The organism is Pseudomonas sp. NFACC45, from assembly GCF_900113505.1.
GTDB lineage: Bacteria > Pseudomonadota > Gammaproteobacteria > Pseudomonadales > Pseudomonadaceae > Aquipseudomonas > Aquipseudomonas tehranensis.
The window spans coordinates 528,479-551,258 of the sequence record NZ_FOPO01000002.1; the positions used below are offsets into that span (position 1 = coordinate 528,479).

The following is a 22,780-nucleotide window of genomic DNA, read 5'->3' on the forward strand; positions in this document are numbered from 1 at the left end:
CGAGCCTGCTCGCGATGGCGGCAGCCCGTTGAACCTCAATGCAACTGCCTGACTGCGATCAGAGCGCCTCGCGCCCCGGCACCCCATCGACCAACCGCTGGATCCCCAGCGGGTTAGCGTTCTTCAACGGCTCCGGCAACAAACTGTCGGGGTAGTTCTGGAAGCACACCGGGCGCAGGAAACGATCGATCGCCAGCGTACCTACCGAAGTCCCACGGGCATCGGAAGTCGCCGGGTAAGGCCCGCCATGGACCATCGAATCACACACCTCGACGCCGGTTGGATAACCGTTGAGCAGGATGCGGCCAACCTTCTGTTCCAGCAGCGGCGTCAATTCGCTGAACCGTTCGAAATCCGCCGGTTCGCCAATCATCGTCGCGGTCAGTTGACCATGCAGGCCGTTCAGCGCAGCGCTGAGTTGCGTCTGGTCCGCCACTTCGACAAACACTGTGGTCGGGCCGAACACTTCTTCCTGCAAGGCCTCGTCACCGTTGATCAACAAGCTGGCATCAGCCTTGAACAACTGCGGCTGGGCCTGGTTGCCCTGCTGCTCGCGCCCGGCCAGGTGCTCAATACCTGGGTGAGCCAGCAGCTTCTGCAGGCCCTTGCCGTAGCTTTGCAGCGTGCCGGCGTTGAGCATGGTCTGGGGCGCCTGGTCGCCGATCAACGCGGCCACTTGCTGGGTGAAGGCGGTAAATTGCGGCGAACGAATGCCGATCACCAGGCCAGGATTGGTGCAGAACTGACCACAGCCCTGCACCACCGAGGCGGTCAAGTCACGCGCAATGTTCTCGGCGCGAGTCTCCAGCGCTTGCGGCAAGACGATCACCGGGTTGATGCTCGACATCTCGGCAAACACCGGGATCGGCTGCGCACGTGCGGCCGCCATGTCGCACAGGGCCCGGCCGCCCTTGAGGGAACCGGTGAAGCCCACGGCCTGGATCGCCGGGTGCTTGACCAGCCACTCACCGACACCACCACCGTAGATCATGTTGAACACACCGGCCGGCATCGCGGTTTTTTCCGCCGCACGGATGATCGCATCGGCCACGTGCTCGGCGGTCGCCATGTGACCGCTGTGGGCCTTGAACACCACCGGGCAACCGGCGGCCAGGGCCGACGCGGTGTCACCACCGGCCGTGGAAAACGCCAGGGGAAAGTTACTGGCGCCGAACACCGCCACCGGCCCCAGGCCGATGCGATACTGACGCAGGTCCGGACGTGGCAACGGCGTGCGTTCCGGCAAGGCGCGGTCGATGCGCGCACCGTAGAAATCGCCACGACGCAGAACCTTGGCGAACAGGCGCATCTGGCCGCTGGTACGACCGCGCTCGCCCTGGATCCGTGCCGCCGGCAGCGCGGTTTCACGGCAGACCACGGCCACGAACTCATCCCCCAGGGCATCCAGTTCATCGGCAATGGCCTCGAGGAACTCGGCGCGGCGCACCGCGCTCAGGCTCCGGTAGGCCGGATAAGCCGCAGCCGCGGCCTTGGCGGCGGCGTCGACTTCTTCTGCCGTGGCCTGGATGAAATCATGGGGCAAGGCCTCGCCCGTGCTGGCGTCGACGCTTTGCAGGCGGGTCTGGCCGGCCGCGCTGCGCGCCCCGCCGATGTAGTTGTGGCCAAGGATCTGGTTCATCGCAAGTCTCCTTTTAAAGTGTGCCGATAGTACCCGGGTTGAACACCGCGTCTACCGGGGCAATGCCATTGACCAGCGGCGCGCCGAATTCAGCCTGGCTGATTTCGAACACATCCCCCGGCTGGGTGCGGATGCCGTCGGCGAACGACAGGGTCGCGGTGCCGAAGAAATGAACGTGCACGTCCCCCGGGCGCAGGAACTGACTGTACTTGAAGTGATGGAACTCCAGGTTTTCGAGGCTGTGGCACATGTTGGCCTCGCCGCTGAGGAACTCGTTCTGCCACAGCACTTCGCCGTTGCGCAGGATACGACTGGTCCCGGAAAGATGTTGAGGCAGTTCACCCACGCGAAGTTCCGGACCATAGCTGCAACTGCGCAATTTCGAATGGGCCAGGTACAGGTAATTCTTGCGCTCCATGACGTGGTCGGAGAACTCGTTACCCACCGCGAAGCCCAGGCGATAAGGCTTGCCGTCGTGGCCGATGACATACAGCCCGCTGATTTCCGGCTCTTCGCCGGCATCTTCGGCAAACGGCGGCAGTGGGAACGGATGGCCAGGACGGACCACAATGCTGCCGTCGCCCTTGTAGAACCACTCTGGCTGCACGCCAGCCTGTCCGGCCTGGGGCTTACCGCCCTCCACGCCCCATTTGAAAATGCGCATGGTGTCGGTCATGGCGCTTTCGTCGCCAGCCTGCTGGTGCATCTTGTCCCGGGCCGAGGCACTGCCCAGGTGGGTCAGGCCGGTGCCGCTGACCAACACGTGCGCCGGATCCGGGTGATCCAGCGGAGGCAGAATGCGCAGTTCACTGAGCAACCGGGTGTAGTCATGACCGGCGCCCAGGCCCAGGCTGTTGACTTGTTGCTCAAGCTTCACACCCGCCTCGATGGCCGCCAGCGCCAGGTCGCGCACGCTACCGGCGCCCTGCACTTCCCGCACCTGGTCGCCGTCGACCACACCGACCCGGCGTTCGCCGTTAGGCAATTCGAACTGAACTAAACGCATACTTTTCTCCCTGCAAACAAAACTTGAATAACACGCTGGTCCCTGTGGGAGCGAGCCTGCTCGCGATGGCGCTGGACCAGCAACATTGATGCGACTGACAGACCGCAATCGCGAGCAGGCTCGCTCCCACAGTTGATTTCAATCACCTCAGGTACGCGTCGCCCCCCGGGCACTGGCCGCGAACTGATCCGCCGGCAGCACATGCTTACGCTCCAGCAGGCGATACACCACGCCGGTCAACACCAGGCCGAACACCATCACGCAGGACAGGAAGTACAGCCCCGACGCCAGGTTGCCGGTGTATTCCTTCAGCGCACCGATCACGAACGGCCCGATGTAGCCGCCCAGGTTGCCCACCGAGTTGATCAGCGCGATACCCGCCGCCGCACTGGCGCCGGCAAAGAAACGCCCCGGCAAGGTCCAGAACACCGCGGTGCAGGAAAACAGCGCAAATGCCACCAGGCACAACGCCGCCAGTTGCAACACCGGCACCGTCAGCCAGGCACTGAGGAACAGGCCGATGGCGCCCAGCACATAGAGCACGGCCAGATGACCGTAGCGATCGTTCAAGCGGTCGGAACTGCGAGGAATGATCAGCAAACCGATGATGCCGAAGATGTAGGGCACCGAGGACACGAAACCGGTCACCAGGTCAGTGCCGCCAAATTGCTTGATCAACGTGGGCAGCCACAGGCCCAGCCCGTAGATGCTCAGGGTCACCGGCAGATAGAACAGCGCCAGCAGCAGGACACGCTTGTCCTTCAAGGCGTGCAGCGGATTGCCGTGCCGGGTCTGGCCGTATTCCTCAAGGTCTTTTTTCAGTTCACCGGTCAGCCAGTTCTTTTCGGCCTGGTCCATCCACTTCACCTGTTGCGGACCATCCGGCAGATAACGCAGCACCGGCCAGGTCAGCAAGACCGCCGGCAGGCCGATGACGATAAATAACCACTGCCAGCCGTGCAGGCCCAGGATGCCGTCCATGCCCAGCAAGCCGCCGGAGACGGGGCCGGTGATCATCATGGCGATGGGCTGAGACAGAATGAACAGGCCCAGGATCTTGCCGCGATGGCGAACCGGGAACCATTGGGTGATGTAGTACAGCACGCCGGGGAAGAATCCGGCTTCCGCCGCGCCGAGCAGAAAGCGCATCACATAGAAGCTGTAAGGCCCTTGTACAAACGCCATGCCGATGGTGATGGCGCCCCAGGTGATCATGATCCGCGCGAACCAGCGCCGGGCACCGAAGCGTTCCAGCATCAGGTTGCTGGGGATCTCCAGCAGGAAGTAGCCAATGAAAAACAACCCCGCGCCCAGGCCGTAGGCGGCGTCGCCGATGCCGATGTCGGCGCCCATGTGCAGCTTGGCGAAACCCACGGCGGAACGGTCCACGTAGGCGATCAGGTATAGCAGGATCAGAAAAGGAATCAGTTTCAGCGTGATGCGGCGAATAAGCCGCAATTCCTGGCTCATGGGACCGGTCTCCGATTGTTGTTGTTATAGAACCTTGGGGGATTTCTCTGACCAATGAGCGCCAGGACAATCCCTCCGTTGAATCGGACTATATAGTAATACTATTTACCCAACAACACTTCCAAACCGAGCAAATTGCGCTTATGTTAGGCGCAAGCTAAAACCATATAGTCATACAATAAGAGAATCGATCATGTCTGATAAGAAACCCTCCCTGCGCTCGGCCCAATGGTTTGGCACCGCCGACAAAAACGGCTTCATGTACCGCAGCTGGATGAAAAATCAGGGCATCGCCGACCATCAGTTTCATGGCAAGCCAATCATCGGCATCTGCAACACCTGGTCGGAGCTGACACCATGCAACGCGCATTTCCGGCAGATCGCCGAACACGTCAAGCGCGGCGTGATCGAGGCCGGGGGCTTCCCGGTGGAGTTTCCGGTGTTCTCCAACGGCGAATCGAACCTGCGCCCTACCGCCATGCTGACGCGCAACCTGGCGAGCATGGACGTTGAAGAAGCGATTCGCGGCAATCCGATTGACGGCGTGGTGCTGCTCACTGGTTGCGACAAGACCACGCCCGCCTTGCTGATGGGTGCCGCCAGTTGCGACGTGCCGGCCATCGTCGTGACTGGCGGGCCGATGCTCAACGGCAAACACAAAGGCCAGGACATCGGTTCGGGCACGGTGGTCTGGCAGTTGAGCGAACAGGTCAAGGCCGGCACCATCACGATCGATGATTTTCTTGCGGCCGAGGGCGGCATGTCCCGTTCGGCCGGTACCTGCAACACCATGGGCACCGCCTCGACCATGGCCTGTATGGCCGAAGCCCTCGGCACGTCCCTGCCCCACAACGCTGCGATTCCGGCGGTGGATGCGCGCCGTTATGTGCTGGCCCACATGTCCGGCATGCGTGCGGTGGAAATGGTCCGCGAAGACCTGAAGCTGTCGAAAATCCTGACCAAAGAAGCCTTCGAAAACGCCATCCGCGTCAACGCGGCCATCGGCGGCTCCACCAACGCGGTGATCCATCTCAAGGCCATCGCCGGACGCATCGGTGTGCAACTGGACCTGGACGACTGGACTCGCATCGGTCGCGGCATGCCGACCATCGTCGACCTGCAGCCGTCCGGACGCTTCCTGATGGAGGAGTTCTATTACGCCGGTGGTTTGCCCGCCGTGCTGCGCCGTCTCGGCGAAGCCAACCTGATCCCTAACCCGGACGCGCTGACCGTCAACGGCAAGAGCATCGGCGAGAACACCAAGGACGCACCGATCTACGGCCAGGATGAAGTCATCCGCACCCTGGACAACCCGATCCGCGCCGACGGCGGCATCTGCGTGCTGCGTGGCAACCTGGCGCCACTGGGGGCGGTGCTCAAGCCATCCGCCGCCACCGCCGAACTGATGCAGCATCGCGGTCGCGCGGTGGTGTTCGAGAACTTCGACGAGTACAAGGCGCGGATCAACGATCCGGAACTGGATGTCGATGCCAGCTCGATCCTGGTGATGAAGAACTGCGGGCCCAAAGGTTATCCGGGCATGGCCGAAGTCGGCAACATGGGGTTGCCGGCCAAGCTGCTGGCCCAGGGCGTGACGGATATGGTGCGGATTTCCGATGCGCGCATGAGCGGCACCGCCTACGGCACCGTGGTCTTGCATGTGGCGCCGGAAGCAGCAGCCGGCGGGCCTCTAGCGGCGGTGAAGGAAGGTGACTGGATCGAGCTCGATTGCGCCAGCGGTCGTCTGCATCTGGACATCCCCGACGCCGAACTCGCCGCTCGCCTGGCCGACATCGCCCCCCCGCAGCAACTGCTGGTGGGCGGCTACCGCCAGCTGTACATCGACCATGTGTTGCAAGCGGACCAAGGCTGTGACTTCGACTTCCTGGTGGGCTGCCGCGGCGCCGAAGTACCGCGTCATTCCCACTGACCCTACGAAAGCTGTCTAGCCACTGCGTAGGAGCTGTGTAGGAGCTGTGTAGGAGCTGTCGAGTGCAACGAGGCTGCGATCTTTCCCCAAACACTTGAATCTCAAGCGAAAGATCAAAAGATCAAAAGATCAAAAGATCAAAAGATCGCAGCCTCGTTGCACTCGGCAGCTCCTACACCACATTCCAGCGGAGCTAGCGCCCTCGCCACAAGGTCACCAGGCCCAAGGGTTTGGCCTGATGAATATCCGTCGCGCCTGCTATCATGCGCAACACTCCCCTCGCACAGGATCGCGCCGCATCCCATGGACTACCGTAAACCCTCCGACCGCAAAAGCATGCACGCGCGCATCGTCCAGGAACTGGGCATGCAGATCGTTTCCGGGCGTTTCAAACCCGACGATAAACTGCCCGCCGAAGCGTTGTTGTGCGAGGAGTATGCCGTCAGCCGTCCGGTGTTGCGCGAGGCCACACGCGTGCTGGTCGCCAAGGGGCTGGTGTATTCGCGGCCACGGGTCGGCACGGTGGTCAAGGCGCGCCGGGAATGGCACATGCTCGACCCCGATGTGCTGCACTGGTTGATGCAAAGCAGCCCGCAAAATGAGTTCTTCAATCTGCTGACCAGCGTACGCAGCATCATCGAGCCGGCCGCCGCGGCCCTCGCCGCACAGTTCGCCAACGATGCCGACATCGCCGCCATCCGCGAGGCCTACCAGCGCATGGAGGCGGCACCGACCCCCGAGGCCGTGCTGCAACCGGACCTGGACTTCCACAGCCGCATCGCCGACGCCACCCACAACGACCTGCTCGCCAACCTGTGCAACATGTTGTCGGTCGCCATCGCCGAAGCCCTCAAGCACTCCAACCAGCGGCCCAACCTGCATGAACTGGCGATGCCGCGCCACAAGGCGATCCTCACCGCCATCGAGAACCGCGACGCCCTCGGTGCGCGCCATGCCACTCTGGTGCAACTGGACGATGCCCGCAGTGCGCTGAACGTGGTGTTGGGCGCCGATCCTTCCTGATATCCCCAAGCACTCCCGACGAGGCCTGGCATAACCGGTATTCATCGAGGTGGTATTTATTTACCGCCCTGTCGGGACCGGGATGTCGATACTGTGCGCGTCGTCATTTCCGGCGGCCCTGAGTTTATGAAAAGGACTTCATATGACCGCGCCCTCTACGGCCAATACTCTCCCCGCGTTGGCTCAAAGCGTCAGCCTGCAATTTGCCAGTCGCCCGACCTTCGAGCAGTTCGCCAAACGCATGCTCGAACAGGCCATCAAGGAAAAATACCCCACACTGGCCTTCGACCTCTCCAAAACCCGGCTGGCAACGCCCGATACAGCTTCGCGCGGCTATCTGCTCGAATCCTTCATGGCCCGCGTCCTCGACTACCTGGCGCTGGGTACCCCTGTGCAATTCAAGGATCGCAACGGGCGTCGCAGCTTCCTGTCCGACGCGCCGCCGCGGCTGCTTTCGCCAGACGACGGCAAGCTGGATATGAACGTCATCAAAAAGCTGCTGCTCGAACTGCCCTGGAGCGTGCCCATCGGGCTGGAGGATGCGCTGACGCGTTACTGGAACGCCAACATCGACACCGCCCCGCAAACCGACAGGCAGGACGGCACCAGCCGCTGGCAGTGGCTCAGCGATGTGCTCAGAAATCTGCTGCATATCCGCGGTCTGCAGCAGCCTGGCCTTTCTGAAGAGGCCCGGGACGCCCTCGACCAGATTGTCCAATGGCCAGATCGTGAACAACGCTTTCGGCGTCACGGCCAATCGTCCGTCTATGCCTACAGCCTTGAGACCCGGCTCACTCGGGACGGCTCCAGCAGTGTGTTGACCAGCAGCGAAATGCTGTTGGTCCGCTGCAAGAACAACTCGACACGCCTATTGCTTTGCAGTCCTGCCGGTGCTGTCCAGGTCTTTGACTCCCTGGAAGCGTTCACTCAGCACTGGGGCACGCTGATCGCCAGCCAGTACGTCGTCGACAGCGTGACTTGCCAACGTAACGAGATCAGTGGCAATGCCTTCGAGACCCAGGCGGCCCTGATCCTGGAGCAGCAACTGGCCGACCTGGAGGCGGTGCAACTGCCCTCGCGGATTGGCCTGCCAGAGCTCAAGGCACTCTATGCCGAGCTGAGCGACCCCGCCCGCTACCTGCTCGACGCCCCGCAGCCGATGCCCGAAACGGCGGCACGGATCGCCCCCCTGATTCCCGACTGGCTCAAACAGGCGTCCGTCATCGACCGGACGAAGATCCAGCAATACAGCCTGGCATTGGCCAGTGCCAAGAAACGCAACCAGGGCCGCACCTTTCTCAGCGACATCCAGGACATCAAGGCTTTCGCTGCCGAGGCCCTGCTCAACGTCCTGCAGCAGGCCAACGACCGCAGTCCGACCAAGGCCCAGGCCAGCCAATACCAACCCGATGATGTGCAACTGACCTTCAGCGCAGCGGCGGGCTATCCCGGCACCACCGGGATTGTCGAAAAAAGAACGATGAGCCTGACCGAACTGGCGATCGACAACCTCGTCTCCCGCCCCGGCGTGGATCCGGTGCTCAGCCATCGCCTGGGCCTGGCGCTACCGATGTGGTTGACGGCGGACTTCATCACTCGCAAGGACGGGCTGATCGAACAGGTGGACATCGGCACGACCTACCCGCGCTACCTGCAACAAAAGCTGTGGGACGATGTGTCGCAAGCCCACCAGCGCCAACGGATGTTCGCCGAGGAGATCCCCGCCCAACTGCCGCTGGATGCCCTCAAGCAGATCCTCAACCACGAAAACGGCATGACCCGCCAAGGATTGGCCCTGATCGAAGCCCTGCTCAAACCCGACGTCGATGAGCAACGGGTCGCGGGCGCTCCGGTCGTCATTCGCCACCTGGCCTTCCTGCGCAAGCCTGAAGCCCACCCTGATACCGTGACGAACATGTTCATCATCGAGCCGGAGGATATCGCTACTGGCCCGCATGTGCTGTATCGCCCGCTCTATACGCCTTCGCTGCTGCAATACCCGACGCGCCAGGCATTGCTGCAAGCCATCGTCGCGCCCGGAGAGCTGCAACAGAGTGTATTGACCTGGATGTCCGACGCCGCTCGCCAGATCTACGCCAACGGCGGCTTCCAGGAACCCCATATCGTGCGCTTCTATCAGGGCGATGAGTTCAGCCTTCCCCAGAAGCCGGCGCCGGCGACCCTGGCGGTCGACAGCGTCAACGACGAACTGCGGCAGTTCCTGCGCAACGGCGAATTGATGCAATACCTCTACGGCAGCAATGCCCGGGCTCTGGTCACTCAGGCAGACCGGGACTCGGTGTCCAACAGTGAAAGCCGCTGGGGCATTCTGCTTCACGGTGGCAGCCTGTTGTTCAACACCCTGCTGTTGCCCCTGCTGCGCGGCCCGGCCATGGCCACCGCCTGGCTATGGAACCTGATGGCCAGCGCCAATCAGGACATCCCGGCCCTGAGCAGCGAAGACTCGGTGACCCGGGAACTCGCCGCTGTCGATCTGCTGCTCAACCTCGGCATGCTGCTGGTCCAGTTTCCCTCCATCAGTGCGCCCCCTCGGGCCCCATTGCCCGAAGCGCTCAAGGAACAGGTGATGCGCCCTCCCGCGCCGCGCATCATCTCGGAGCAGTGGCCCGCACCCGCGCCACCGAGCATTCATGAAGGGCCCGTGGCCTTGCCAGGGGAACGCTCCGGCGGCAGCGGCAGAAACCTTGACCTCAGTTTCGCCAGCGCGGGCCGACGGTTGACACCGGAGCAACTCGCCCGCCTGCAACGCTTCCAGGTAAACCAACCGGCGTCCATGCCGGAGCCGACAAAATATGGCCCTTACACAGGCCTGTACGTTATCCGCAATACATGGCACGCCCTGGTGGATGGGAAGATGTATCAGGTGACCCCGGAACCAGACGGCACCGCGATCATTGTCAACCCCCTCGCCCCACGGGACTCGGCTCAGTATGGTCCGGTGCTGCAAGCGGATGCCTGGGGCAACTGGTCCATTGACCTGCGCTTGCGCCTACGTGGAGGCATGCCCCCCAAGCGCCTGGCCAAACTGCGGGACATCAAAACCCAACGCGCGGCCGAACTGAGCGAGCTGCTGAAGAATTACTACAAGGGCGAGGCCGATGAGCAACGCGCCCTCGACACTGCCCAGGAAGTCATGACCAGGACCCAGGCAGGCAATTACAGCGAGGCGCAACGGGCGGACAAGCGGGCACGCTTCTACAAGCTGCTGGAGAAGCAGACTGACACCTATCTGAAGCTGCTGGACAACGTCACCGAATATGCCAGCCACGATATGCAGCTGCCCCCAGGCATCATCCGCGCCTTGATGGAGAATGTGGTCAACAATGCCCGCAAGGCCTTCCTGATCAACGAGTTCGACCTGACGGCACTGGATGCCGCTCATGGCCAATTCACACAAGATTATTCGACCCTGCAAGCGAATGTCGCCGGCAACCTTCTCGACTATTTCGATTACCTCGACGCGTTGAGCAACATCAACGATCGCTCGATCCATTGGCTGGAACTCAGGGACCGCTACCTGGAAGCGCTGTTGAACCTGGATGCCGCGGGCGCACAAGCATTCGAGCGGCTGACCCGGGACCGCCCGTTGGGTGAACGAACGGCATTGGCCACCAAGGCCCTGCAACTGCCTACGCTGGCGGCGCTGATCTTCAAGGACCCCGATTCCGACCTTCCCGAGAACCTGCACAACGTCACCCAGTTATTGATGGAACAGGCGCGCTCCCAGTCCGACCTGAGCACCTACGAACTGAGCCCATCGGAACAGATCGAGGTTCTGGAAAGCCTGATCGAACACTATGGCGCGGCCCTCGATACCATGCAGGGTATGAAAGCCCTCAATGCCGCAGACATGAACACGTCCTATTTCGGCAGGCTGTTCAGGCTGGTGGAAGGCCTTTATCAAGACGTGTCCGCCAAACTGGCCGCCGAGATCAAGCCCGAGCCGGCACCGCGCAAGCGTCCGCCCAAACGTAGCAGGACACCTGCCGGGCGCCCGCAGAAAAAGGTCATCAAGACACGCAAGAGCGGCGTGTTGATCGGCGACCTGAAACCGGCCGGCACGTCGTTGCCGATCGAGGTCGTCGAGCTGCGCTCCGAAGTCGACGACAGGCTACTCGCCACCTACTCGCAACACGACGACGTCTGGGACCTCGTCGAGGTCCAACGACCAGTCCCAGCTCCCCGCACACGCTCGGTCAAGGCGATCAAGGCCGATGCACGAAAACTGCTCGGGCAATTGGAAACCAGCCTGTTGAACGCCGAGCGCTATAAAACCCAGTGTCGCTTCCCACAGGAAATCGAGGAAATTCTCAGCAACGAAGCGAGTCGCTACCGCAAACTGTCCGAAGAACTCGAACGAGCCTTCACCGCCTCAAAAAACCCGCGCACCGCAGCCGATCAGACACTGACCGAGCAACTGTCAAACGCTGTTTCGCGCCTGATCACCCGAGGCAGTGAACTGCGCACCGAATTGAGCCTGAAACTGCCCCCCACCGACAGCAACCTTCGCTACCTGTTCGAGAAAAACCTGATACAAGTTGCCAAGCTCGGCGAACGCAAAGCCTTGAAGGGCGAGCGCAAGGATTTCCTCCAGGAGTACGCCATCAATGACCGGGACGGTTGGCCCCTCTGGTACGCGCACTTTCATTACGAAACGGCAGACACGCCAAAAGCTGACTTTAGCGTCGCGCATTTGAAAACCAAGGAACAGCGCAAGGAGCACTACCATTCAATGCTGGCCAAGGCGAAAAGCCCTTACGCAGTGGTGAATGTGTACCGAGGACAGATCGGCAGGCCGTTGGCGCAAAGCAAGTTCTTGCCGTTGGCGCCTTGACGGGAGTGGGTGACTCACCGTGGCGAGGGAGCTTGCTCCCTCGCTAAATAAACCCAGGTTGAGGCTTTTTGTGGCGAGGGGATTTATCCCCGCTGGGCTGCCCAGCAGCCCCAAGAATTGAATGCGATCAGCCTGATACACCGCAGTGGCTGGTTTGGGGGGCTGCTTCGCAGCCCAGCGGGGATAAATCCCCTCGCCACAGGGTGTTGTGCTTTGTGCAAGAAGTCAGTGGGCAAACAACGACTTACTCTTCTGCCCTGCCATTTTCTCAGGTTTGATCAGGAAACGCGCCAGCGCCGGCAGCAGCCACAGTGCCCCGAACATGTTCCACAGCAACATGAACGTCAGCATCAGCCCCATGTCGGCCTGGAACTTGATGGCCGAGAAGATCCAGGTGCACACACCGATGGCCAGGCACAGGCCAGTGAACAACACCGCCTTACCGGTGGACTTCAGCGTCTGGTAGTACGCCTCTTGCAACGGCAACCCGGCCCGCAAGAAGCTTTCCAGGCGGCTGTAGATGTAGATGCCGTAATCCACGCCAATCCCCACGCCAAGGGCCACCACCGGCAGCGTCGCGACTTTCACGCCAATCCCCATGAAGGCCATCAGCGCGTTGCCCAGCACCGAGGTCAGCACCAGCGGCAGCACGATGCACAGCGTCGCCGCCCAGGAACGGAAGGTGATCATGCACATGGTTGCCACGCAGATGTACACCAGGATCAGAATGGTCAGTTCCGATTCCTTGATCACTTCGTTGGTCGCCGCTTCAATGCCGGCGTTACCGGCGGCGAGGATGAACTCCAGGCCGTCGCGATTGTTTTCCTTGGCAAACGCCTGCACCACCTTCACGGCGCGGTCCAGGGTCTCGGCCTTGTGGTCGTTGAGGAACACCAACACCGGAGCCACGGAGCAGTTGTTGTTGTACAGGCCATCGGCCCGGGCAATGGAGTTGTTCAACACATCAGGGTTGCGCGACAAGGTTTCCCACTTCAGGTTGCCCTCGTTCATGCCCTTGATCATTTGCTTGGATACGGTGACCAGGGAGATCGCTGACTGCACCCCCTCGGTGTTCTGCATTTTCCACATCAGTTCGTCGATGGGGGCCATGGCTTCATAGCGCGAGCAGCCTTCAGCCTTGGTCTTGACCATCACCACCAATACGTCGGAGCTGGTGGAATAGTTGCTGATGATGAAGTTATTGTCCTGGTTATAGCGTGAGTCCGGACGCAACTCCGGTGCGCCCTGGTCCAGGTCACCGATCTTCAGGTTCTGGCTGTACCAGAGGCCGCCACCAAAGGCGATCAAGGCCAGGACGATCGACACCGGCGCGACCTTGGCGCTGGCAAACTTCGACAGCAGGCGCCAGAACGGGTGTTCACGCGTCGCATCCTTTTTGCTGCGCTCGATGGCACGTTTGCTGATGCCGACATAGGAAATCGCCACCGGCAACAGGATCAGGTTGGTGAACACAATCACCGCCACGCCGATGGACGCACCAAAGGCCAGTTCCCGGATCACGCCGATATCGATGATCAGCAAGGTGATGAAGCCGACGGCATCCGCCAGGATCGCGATCATCCCCGGCAGGAACAACTGACGGAATGTTCGCCGCGCCGCCGTCAGGGCGTTGTCCGCTTCACTGGATTGCAGAGCGATACCGTTGATTTTCTGCACGCCGTGGGAGATACCAATGGCGAAGATCAGAAACGGCACCAGCATCGAATAAGGATCGAGCCCGAAACCGACGGCGTGCATCAGCCCCAACTGCCAGACCACGGCCACCAGGGTCGTGCTCAACACTGCAATGGTGCTGCGCATGCAGTTGGTGAACCAGTACAGCAGCACCAGGGTAATGATGAAGGCCACGCCGAAGAACATCACCACCATGGTCAGGCCGTCGATCAAGTCACCGACCTTCTTGGCGAAGCCCACGATATGGATCTTCACGTTGGGGTTCTGGGCTTCGAACTTGTTGCGGATCTTGTCTTCGAGTTCGTGGGAGAACTTCTGATAATCCAGGGCCAGCAGCTTGCCCTGGTCCTGCGGGTCCGGATAGGACTCCAACAGCGGGATATCGATGATGCTCGATTTGAAATCGTTGGCCACCAGGCGTCCGACCTGACCGGACTTGAGCACGTTGTTGCGTAACAGGTCGAGGCTGTCGGCCGAGCCGTCATAGCTCTGGGGAATCACCTCACCACCGGCAAAGCCCTCCTCCGTCACTTCGGTCCAGCGCACGCTCGGGCTCCACAACGACTTGAGGCCGGAGCGGTCGACGCCGGAAATGTAGAACACCTCATCATGAATCTGGCGCAAGGTCTCCATGTAATCCTTGGAGAAAATGTCACCGTTGGTGGCCTCCACGGAAATCCGCACCGTGTTGCCCAGGTTCGCCAAGTCATTGCGGTGTTCGAGCATCTTCTCGATGAAGGGGTGCTCGAGGGGGATCATCTTTTCGAAACTGGTGGACGGCCGGATCAGCGTGGCCTGCCAGAACAGGAAAATACTGACCAACAGGCAAATGACGATCACTGCCGGGCGGTTGTTGAAAATCAGGCGTTCGAGAAACGTCGCCTTGTCTTGATGATGACTGCTCATGGGGTCCGCCTTCTTGTTATTGTGCCCGCCGGATGTTTGCGGCTCATTTGCTCAATTCAGCGCCGGTGGGGGTGGTGGCGTGAACGCCACCCTGTCCTGCCAGGATCAGATTGCCGTTGCCCGCCGACGTGACGGCCGCCACGGAAATCCGATCCGGGCGGTTGAATACGCTGAAGGTCACGCCATCATCGCTGCTGCGCACCACACTGCCGCCGTTGCCGACAATGACGATGGAGCCATCTGGCAAGAGCGTGGCCCCGGACAGGCCGAATTCCAGGGCACCCCGGGTGGCCTTGAGCTCGACCTGCTCCCAGGTGCTACCAAAATCGGTGGAGCGATAGAGGTTGCCGCGCAGGCCGTAGGCCAGCAGCGTTGAAGGCTGAGCGGTGCCGATGACGCCGAACAGCGAGCCTTCGTATGGGCCTTCGATCTTTTCCCAGGTCTGGCCCCAATCGCTGGAACGGAACATGCTGCCGGCCTCACCGACGATGAACAGCCCGGCGTCTTTCACCGCAGCGATCGCGTTGAGGTGGAACTGGTCTTCGTTGTCGAGGCGATCCCCGACCTCTTCCCAGTGCTTGCCGCCGTCGGTGGTTTCGAACAGCGCCCCGTAGGCGCCCACGGCAAAACCGTTGCTCGCATCCTTGAACCAGACGTCCAGCAGCGGCGATTCACGGGTCAGGTCTTCGAATTGCTTGGTCCAGGTGCTGCCACCGTCTTCGCTGGCCAGTATCTGTGCGTCGTGCCCCACGGCCCAGCCGTGTTTGTCATCGACGAAAAATACTGCGGTGAGCAACTGGCGGGTCGGCACCTTGGCCTGAGTCCAGGAGCTGCCCTGATCGTCCGAATAGACAATGTGCCCGCGATCACCGACCGCCACCAGGCGTTTGCCGGCATGGACCACATCGAGCATCAGGGTTTTGCTGGCCTTGGCCGACTCGACGGAATAGATGACATCGGATGTCGACGCCGCTACGGCCATCACCGGTGCAGACAACACGGCAGAGCCCAGCAGCGAGAGCGCCGAGACCAGCAACGCGACTCTGCGCAGTACCGGCGGCCGGCAGCGGCCCACAGCCATGACAGGCTCATTCATAGACCTTTCCCCCATTATTATTGTTAGGTCATTCAACCCTTCAGGGCGCCGTAAGCGGGCTCATCGTGATTGACTGTTCTGGAGCATAGTCCTGAAACCTGCAATCTAGAGCCACTTCGGAAGCTGACCTATCCTATCGGGCTTTGGAAAGGTCTGACAATCGACGCCGCGTTATCTTTTGTTAACCGTGGAGGGATGCGGTTGGGGGTGAATGAAGGGGTATTCGGGGAGGTTATAGCTGGACGCTGGGTAGCTATAGCGGTGGCTGGTCTGACGCTATCGCGAGCAGGCTCGCTCCCACAGGGTATCTCTGTTGAACACAAAACAGGCGTCCATTGAAGATCCCTTGTGGGAGCGAGCCTGCTCGCGATGCGAACACCGCGGTCTGCCAGACAGACCGCGGCGCCAAGGTCACGCCAGGCTCTTGCTCACCACTTCGAACACATCGGCCGACAGCCCCCCGGACGCCAGGATGCGCTCCAGCTCGGCTTTCATCAGCGCCTGGCGGGCGCTGTCGTATTTGCGCCAGCGGGTCAGCGGTGCCAGTTGCCGTGCGGCGATCTGCGGGTTGAAGCCATTGAGCTGGATCACCAGGTCCGCCAGGAAGCGATAACCCGAACCGTCGGCGGCGTGGAAGTTGATCAGGTTCTGCCCGGCAAACGCCCCCACCAGCGCGCGAACCTTGTTCGGGTTCTTGATATTGAACGCCGGGTGCTCCATCAAGGCCTTGACCCGCGCCAGGCCGCCCGGCAACGGGCTGCCGGCCTGGACGCTGAACCATTGGTCCATGACCAGCGGGTTGCCTTTGAAGTTTTCCGCGAACACTTCCAGAGCCTTGGCCTTCTCGGCTTCAAACGGCGAATTGACCAACACCGCCAGCGCCGTGAGACGCTCGGTCATGTTGTCGGCGGTGTCGAACTGCTCCAGGGTGGCACTGAGCACTTCCGGCTTGTCGGCAAGCATCAGGTACGACAGCGCGATGTTCTGCAACGCACGACGGGCGAAATGCTCGGCCTCGGCCACATAGGGGGTGCGTTTGGACAGGTCGCGGTTGGCTTCATAGCGCAGCCACAAGGCTTCGAACAGATTCTCCGCCAGTTGTTTACGAGCAAATTCACGGGCGGCGTGGATCGCCTCCACGTCGGCCACTTCGCTGATTTCCGTCAGGTAAGCCTCGCCAGGCAGCGAGAGCATTTCCGCGACCATAGCCTGGTCCAGGGATTCGTCCGACAGTACGGTGCGCAACGCGCTGATCAGACGCGGGTCTAGCACCAGCGTTTCACCTTTCTGATGCTGGGCGATCAGTTCCTGTAGCACTTGCACCGACAATTGCTGGCCAGCATCCCAGCGGTTGAAGCCGTCGCTGTCGTGCTGCATCAGGAACATCAACTGGTCGCGGCTGTACGGGAAGCTCAGCTTCACCGGCGCCGAGAAGCCACGCAGTAGCGATGGCAGGGGTTGTTCGGCGATATCGACAAAGGTGAAAGTCTGCTCGGCTTCGGTCACCGAGATCACCCGGGAGGTACCCTTTGCCGCCGCTTCACCGGCCAGACGCAAAGGCATTTCAGCGCCCTTCCCGTCCAGCAACCCCAGCTCCACGGGAATCACAAATGGCAGTTTTTCCATTTTGTCCGGGGTCGGTGGGCAGCTCTGACTGAAGGTCAGGCTATAGGTCCGGGCAGCAGCGTCGTAGGACTCGCTGACCGCCAGCCGTGGCGTGCCGGCCTGGCTGTACCAGCGCTTGAACTGACTGAGGTCGACGCCGTTGGCATCCTCCATGGCCTTGATGAAGTCATCGCAGGTCACGGCCTGGCCGTCGTGGCGCTCGAAGTACAGGTCGCTGCCCTTGCGAAAGCCCTCGGCGCCCAGCAAGGTGTGGATCATGCCGACTACTTCCGACCCCTTCTCGTACACGGTCAGGGTGTAGAAGTTGGAAATCTCGATGAAGCTGTCCGGGCGCACCGGGTGGGCCATGGGACCCGCGTCTTCGGCAAACTGATGAGTGCGCAGGTACGCAACGTCCTGGATACGCTTGACCGTGGCCGAGTTCATGTCGGCCGAAAAACCGGCGTCGCGGAACACGGTGAAGCCTTCCTTGAGGGACAACTGGAACCAGTCACGGCACGTCACGCGGTTGCCCGACCAGTTATGGAAATACTCGTGGGCAACGATCGCTTCGACCCGCTGGTGCGCGGCATCGGTGGCGGTTTCGGCGCGGGCCAGCACTGCGCTGGAGTTGAAGATGTTCAGGCCCTTGTTTTCCATGGCGCCCATGTTGAAGTCGTTGACCGCGACAATCATGAAGATGTCCAGGTCATACTCACGGCCATAAACCTCTTCATCCCAGCGCATCGACTTCTTGAGGCTGGTCATGGCGTGCTGGCACTTGTCGATGTTTTCCGGCTCGACATAGATGCGCAGCGCGACGGTGCGCTGGGTCATGGTGGTGAAGGTGTCTTCGACGCACCATAGGTCCCCGGCCACCAGGGCAAACAAGTAGGCGGGTTTCTTGAACGGGTCTTCCCAGGTCGCCCAGTGCCGGCCATCTTCGCCGGGACCGCTGGCGATCGGGTTGCCGTTGGACAGCAACACCGGATAGCTGTGCTGCTCGGCCACCACCGTGGTGGTGAATGTGCTCATCACATCCGGCCGGTCGAGGTAATAGGTGATCTTGCGAAAACCCTCAGCCTCGCACTGGGTGCAGAACATGCTGCCGGACTTGTACAAGCCTTCCAGGGCGGTGTTGGTTTCCGGGTGGATCCTGACAGTGGTGTCCACCGTGAAGGCCGAGGCCTTGGGTTGCAGGGTCAGGTGGCTGCCGTCCAGTTGATAGTCCAGCGGATTCAGGTCGGTGTCGTCGAGCTTGATCGAGAGCAGCTCCAACTGCTGGCCATCGAGCACCAGGGGCGGCAGGCCGGCACCGCGCTCGGGGTTACGACGCATCACCAGTTGCGCATGGACCAGGCTGTGGTCCTCGAACAACTCGAAGGTCAGGTGCGTCTCGTCGATCAGGTACTCGGGCGCCTGATAGTCCTTCAGGTAAATCATCTTCGGTTGTTCGGTGCGCATGGGTCGAGTCCTTCTACTGATGCACGGCGAGCTGATAAGCCGTGTATTTACGAATATTGATAACGCCGGTGTCGAAAATCAGGTATTGGCCCTTGATCCCCAGCAGCGTGCCTTCGGCAATCGGGTTCTTGTCCAGGTTGAAGCTGACGATCTTGGCCGGGTACTGCTCCACCGGATAACGGATCTCGATGGGCTCGACGTCCGCTATGGTCTGGATCGCTTGCAGACCGAATCGTTCCTGCAAGCCCTGCAGACCTTCTGCGCAGCTCTCGAACAGCGAATCGCGGATCCGGGGCAGGTTCACCGCCACGGCGTCGCCCTTGAGCAACGCGCGCCAGTTGGTCTTGTCCGCCACCTGACTTCGGAACAGGTCTTCGACAAAGCCCGATTGCTGGCGCGTGGCGACCCGCAGGATCGGCAGCGCCTGGCTGGCACCCTGGTCCAGCCAGCGGGTCGGCAGCTGTGTGGCGCGGGTGATGCCGACTTTCACGCCCGAGGAATTGGCCAGGTACACCACATGATCGGTCATGCAGAACTGTTCGCCCCAGGCCGGCTCGCGGCAGGTGCCCGCGTCGAAGTGGCAACGCTCGGGGCTCATGATGCACAGGTCGCATTGGGCCAGCTTGGTCATGCAGGGGTAGCAATAACCCTGGCTGAAACTGGTCTTGGTCCGGCGTCCGCAATGGCTGCAGTGGATCGCGCCGAGAAACTCCAGGCGCAGCGTGCTGCCGATCAACGGATTGACCGGCACCTCGACATCGCCCAGGCGAAAGGCGTATTGAACGGTCGGCCCGTCAAGGCGTGCCGACATCTTGCTGATTGCACCGCGGCCAATCTCGATCAATGGATGGCATCCGACTTGAACAGGATATTCGGCACTTGCGTGGCTTTGGACTGACACTCCTGCGGGCCCATGTAGCCGGTGCGTTCCTCTTCGGGCAGGTTCTGGATCTCCCAGGCGATCATCGCCTGCAGAGACAATTCGCGCTGCTCGGCGGTGAGTTTGTTGCCATCGGCCCATTTCCCGATTTCCACCGCCAGTTTCAGGCTCTGATAGATATCGGGGGTGATGTTTTTGATCATTTCGTTGAACGAGGACATGGATTCTCCGCGCAATCGCGCATATTCAAGTGTTACAGGCGCCAGTTCAGAAGGCCATTTTACGACGAGCGAACAGCCCGCCCAACAAACCCGTGAAGCAACCGATGAGCAGCCCGCCGACATGGGCCGCGTTGGCGATCTCGCCGAAACCGATCAGCGAGATCAGCCCGGACAGGCACAGCACCAGCCACACCAGCATCATCACCAACACCCCGCGGGGTAAGTGATAGGCCGGGTTCGGTGCCAATAGCTGGAAGATCCAGCAATGCCCCAGCAGGCCATAGAGCACGCCGGACAAGCCGCCGAACAAGGTCGGGCCGCTGAACAAATATTGGGCGAAGTTGGACACGAGGCTGAACAGAAGGGTCAGCCCCAGCAGGTTGATGCCGCCCTGGCGCGCTTCGATCCGCCGCCCCAGTTCCCAATACCACATGCCATTCATGGCGATGTGCAGGAAACCGAAATGGATCAGCATCGGCGTCACCAGGCGCCACCATTGCCCCGCCGCCAGGCTGTCGGCCAGGGGCGTGAAATGGATATAGTCGCCGACGACGCGAAACTCCAGGAACGTCAGCCAGCGCAAGGTCTCGAGATTTTCCCCCAGCAACGTCACGGCGCCGACGATCAGGCTCAGCAGCAACATCAGGGCAGTGACCGGACTGCGGGTCAGTTGCTCGACGAAACCGGGCCGTCGCGACGTGCTGCCGCTGGCGGGCAACGCCAACTGTTGCTCGGGATCGCCGCTCGGGAAGCGTGCGTACAACGAGCGCACGTCTTCGCTGATTTCATCGGGCACCCAGAGCACCTGCTCACCCGCCTCTTCGCTGACCCGATGGGGCACCTGCATGCGCTGGAGCAATTTGACGAAGCCGCTCAAATCCTCGGCCAAGGGCAAGCGCAAGACCGCTACGACGCTCATCGCAACTCCTCCGGCCGCTCGACATCGACCCAGACAAATTTGTGCGGGTCCAGTCGGGTCTCTGCGTCGAGACGATAGGCCACCAGTTTTCCGTAAAGCACCGCGCTGTAATCCAGGCAGGCCAGGTTCGCGCGGATCGGCGCGGGTTTGCCGCTGCGCCAGTAATGACCGACGAACAACATCGGCTCATGAACGCCATAGCGCAGCAGATTATTCTTTTCATCCGGCGACAGCGGCGTGCGGGCCACCGGTTCGGGCAAGGCGTCGGGTTGGAACACGATGTCTCCATAGGTCTGCGGATCGTCTTCCCAGAACTTGGTGCGGAAAAACGAACGGGTCAGACCGTCACCCCCGGTGAGGGTCAGGCCATGGGGCAAGCGCATGTCGGTGCCACGCAGCAGGCGATCGAACACCGTGCAGGCAAAACTGCCCGGCTCCGCCGAGGCCTGGAGGAAGTGCTCGTCGATACAGCCGTCCGGGAACAGGCCTCGCAGGGGCTCGATCAGACCGTTATCCCAGCAGGCGTGCACCACCCGGAAGCGCTGGGCATCGACAAACAACGGCAACTCGTAAAACCACTTGAGAAAGTCCTGCCAATCCGCGGGATGCTGCTCGAACTGAGTCAGGGTTTCGTTGAGCAGGCGCGCATGGCGCGGGGTGTGCTCGCGCACGTAGCGCTGGCCGCTGCCCGGCAATGCCGGTGTGCTCCAGCCCAGGGCGTTGAACTCGTGATTGCCCATGATGCACAGCGCCTGGCCGGCCACCACCATGTCGTGGACGATGTGCAGAGCTTCACGGATCCGCGGACCACGGTCGATGATGTCCCCCAGGAACACGGCCATGCGCGACGGGTGCCGCCAGACGCCGCCCTGCTTGTGGTAGCCGAGGCGGTCCAACAGGCGTTCCAGGGTCAGGGCGCATCCGTGCACGTCGCCGATCAGGTCGTAACTGCGCGCAGGATCGAGCATCAGTCGCCTCCACCCCCCAACCGACTGCCCCAGCCGAGCTTGGTCCGGCAGACTTCGTAGTAATTGTGATCCAGCGGGTGGATCAGGCGCAGCTTCTGCGCTTTTTTGCTGACGGTGATGGTGTCACCCGGTGCGCAGGTGAAATGGTTCTGACCGTCACAGGACACTTGCGGGTAGATCTGCATATCCTTGGACACGACGATTTTCAGCTCACTGTTGCCATCGACCACAATGGGTCGCCCAGACAAGGTATGGGGGTACATGGGCACAATCACAATAGCGTCGAGCTTGGGGTGCATGATCGGGCCACCGGCCGAAAGCGCATAGGCCGTGGAGCCGGTGGGCGTGGCGACGATCAGGCCGTCGGCCTTCTGGCTGCAGACGAACTGACCGTCGATGTACAGCTCGAATTCGATCATGCGCGTGGATTTGCCCGGGTGCAGCACCACATCGTTGAGGGCATCGCCCTGGCCGATGGCCTCGGCGTGACGGCGCACCTCGGCTTGCAGCAGGAAGCGGTTCTCCACCAAGTAATGGCCGTCCAACACCTCGGCGACCTTGGTTTCCAGCTCGTCGGGGCGGATATCGGTCAGAAACCCCAGGCTGCCCCGGTTGATGCCCAGCACCGGAATGTTGTGCCGCGCCAGGGCTCGAGCGGCCCCCAGCAGGCTGCCGTCGCCGCCGACCACGATCACCATGTCACAGACTTCGCCGAGCATCTTGCGCGACGACGTCTGCAGGCCGTGGCCGGGCAAGACTTCGGCGATGGTGTCTTCGAGGATCACATGCAGGTGCCGCTCCAGGAGGAAGCGTTTGAGTCGGCGAACGGTGTCCAACACCTGCGAACTGCCCAGGCGACCGATGATGCCGATATTACGAAATTGCTCCATGGGGCTCCTGCGAGGGTCTGCGTCGGGCGAAAAACCCGATTATGGGCGAAAGCGGCCCATAGACAAAATGCTTTAAGCCTTCACCCTGGCGCAATGCCGTTCATTTAAGGTTTACCTGAATCACTGTGGCGAGGGAGCTTGCTCCCGCTCGGTTGCGCAGCAGCCGCTCCAAGGGGGCCTGCTTCGCAGTCCAGCGGGAGCAAGCTCCCTCGC

General features: G+C 61.4%; 14 protein-coding genes. 3 read left to right on the forward strand and 11 right to left on the reverse strand.

Annotated features, from left to right (window positions below; translation table 11 throughout):
- Positions 1-58: 58 nt before the first annotated feature.
- From BM132_RS05210 to BM132_RS05220, 3 genes are all read right to left on the reverse strand, one after another.
- Positions 59-1,639, reverse strand: a complete 1,581-nt coding sequence (locus tag BM132_RS05210) for an aldehyde dehydrogenase (NADP(+)) (RefSeq protein WP_092453791.1) — start codon at positions 1,637-1,639, stop codon at positions 59-61.
- Between the two features lie 13 nt (positions 1,640-1,652).
- Positions 1,653-2,645 carry an AraD1 family protein gene (araD1, locus tag BM132_RS05215; protein WP_092453793.1) on the reverse strand — a complete coding sequence of 331 codons (993 nt, stop codon included), beginning with the start codon at positions 2,643-2,645 and terminating at the stop codon, positions 1,653-1,655.
- A 147-nt stretch (positions 2,646-2,792) separates the two neighbouring features.
- Entirely contained in the window at positions 2,793-4,115 is a 1,323-nt protein-coding gene (locus BM132_RS05220; RefSeq protein ID WP_092453795.1) for an MFS transporter, read from the reverse strand.
- 193 nt (positions 4,116-4,308) lie between these two features.
- Between BM132_RS05220 and BM132_RS05225 the strand changes: the two genes are divergently transcribed.
- From BM132_RS05225 to BM132_RS05235, 3 genes are all read left to right on the forward strand, one after another.
- Positions 4,309-6,045 carry an IlvD/Edd family dehydratase gene (locus BM132_RS05225; RefSeq protein ID WP_092453797.1) on the forward strand — a complete coding sequence of 579 codons (1,737 nt, stop codon included), beginning with the start codon at positions 4,309-4,311 and terminating at the stop codon, positions 6,043-6,045.
- A 303-nt stretch (positions 6,046-6,348) separates the two neighbouring features.
- On the forward strand, positions 6,349-7,068 hold the full coding sequence (locus BM132_RS05230; protein ID WP_076384441.1) for a FadR/GntR family transcriptional regulator: 720 nt from the start codon (positions 6,349-6,351) through the stop codon (positions 7,066-7,068).
- Between the two features lie 142 nt (positions 7,069-7,210).
- The gene (locus tag BM132_RS05235; protein ID WP_092453799.1) at positions 7,211-11,923 is read left to right on the forward strand and encodes a dermonecrotic toxin domain-containing protein; all 4,713 of its coding nucleotides are present in this window, start codon (positions 7,211-7,213) and stop codon (positions 11,921-11,923) included.
- Between the two features lie 225 nt (positions 11,924-12,148).
- Here BM132_RS05235 and BM132_RS05240 read toward each other — a convergent pair whose 3' ends face one another.
- From BM132_RS05240 to BM132_RS05275, 8 genes are all read right to left on the reverse strand, one after another.
- Positions 12,149-14,524 carry an efflux RND transporter permease subunit gene (locus tag BM132_RS05240; protein ID WP_092453801.1) on the reverse strand — a complete coding sequence of 792 codons (2,376 nt, stop codon included), beginning with the start codon at positions 14,522-14,524 and terminating at the stop codon, positions 12,149-12,151.
- Between the two features lie 43 nt (positions 14,525-14,567).
- Positions 14,568-15,620 carry a WD40/YVTN/BNR-like repeat-containing protein gene (locus tag BM132_RS05245; protein ID WP_092453804.1) on the reverse strand — a complete coding sequence of 351 codons (1,053 nt, stop codon included), beginning with the start codon at positions 15,618-15,620 and terminating at the stop codon, positions 14,568-14,570.
- A 411-nt stretch (positions 15,621-16,031) separates the two neighbouring features.
- Positions 16,032-18,689, reverse strand: coding sequence for an aminopeptidase N (pepN, locus tag BM132_RS05250; RefSeq protein WP_092453806.1), 2,658 nt, complete (start codon positions 18,687-18,689; stop codon positions 16,032-16,034).
- A 13-nt stretch (positions 18,690-18,702) separates the two neighbouring features.
- Positions 18,703-19,533, reverse strand: coding sequence for a DUF2797 domain-containing protein (locus BM132_RS05255; RefSeq protein WP_092398552.1), 831 nt, complete (start codon positions 19,531-19,533; stop codon positions 18,703-18,705).
- The gene (locus BM132_RS05260; protein WP_092398554.1) at positions 19,530-19,790 is read right to left on the reverse strand and encodes a YeaC family protein; all 261 of its coding nucleotides are present in this window, start codon (positions 19,788-19,790) and stop codon (positions 19,530-19,532) included. Before BM132_RS05260 ends, BM132_RS05255 begins: the two co-directional genes overlap by 4 nt.
- A gap of 46 nt (positions 19,791-19,836) precedes the next feature.
- Positions 19,837-20,709 (reverse strand): rhomboid family intramembrane serine protease, encoded by an 873-nt coding sequence (locus tag BM132_RS05265; protein ID WP_092453808.1) that lies wholly within the window; start codon positions 20,707-20,709, stop codon positions 19,837-19,839.
- Positions 20,706-21,680 carry a metallophosphoesterase gene (locus BM132_RS05270; RefSeq protein ID WP_177218143.1) on the reverse strand — a complete coding sequence of 325 codons (975 nt, stop codon included), beginning with the start codon at positions 21,678-21,680 and terminating at the stop codon, positions 20,706-20,708. Before BM132_RS05270 ends, BM132_RS05265 begins: the two co-directional genes overlap by 4 nt.
- Positions 21,677-22,567 carry an NAD(+) kinase gene (locus tag BM132_RS05275; protein WP_003202709.1) on the reverse strand — a complete coding sequence of 297 codons (891 nt, stop codon included), beginning with the start codon at positions 22,565-22,567 and terminating at the stop codon, positions 21,677-21,679. Before BM132_RS05275 ends, BM132_RS05270 begins: the two co-directional genes overlap by 4 nt.
- Positions 22,568-22,780: the final 213 nt, after the last annotated feature.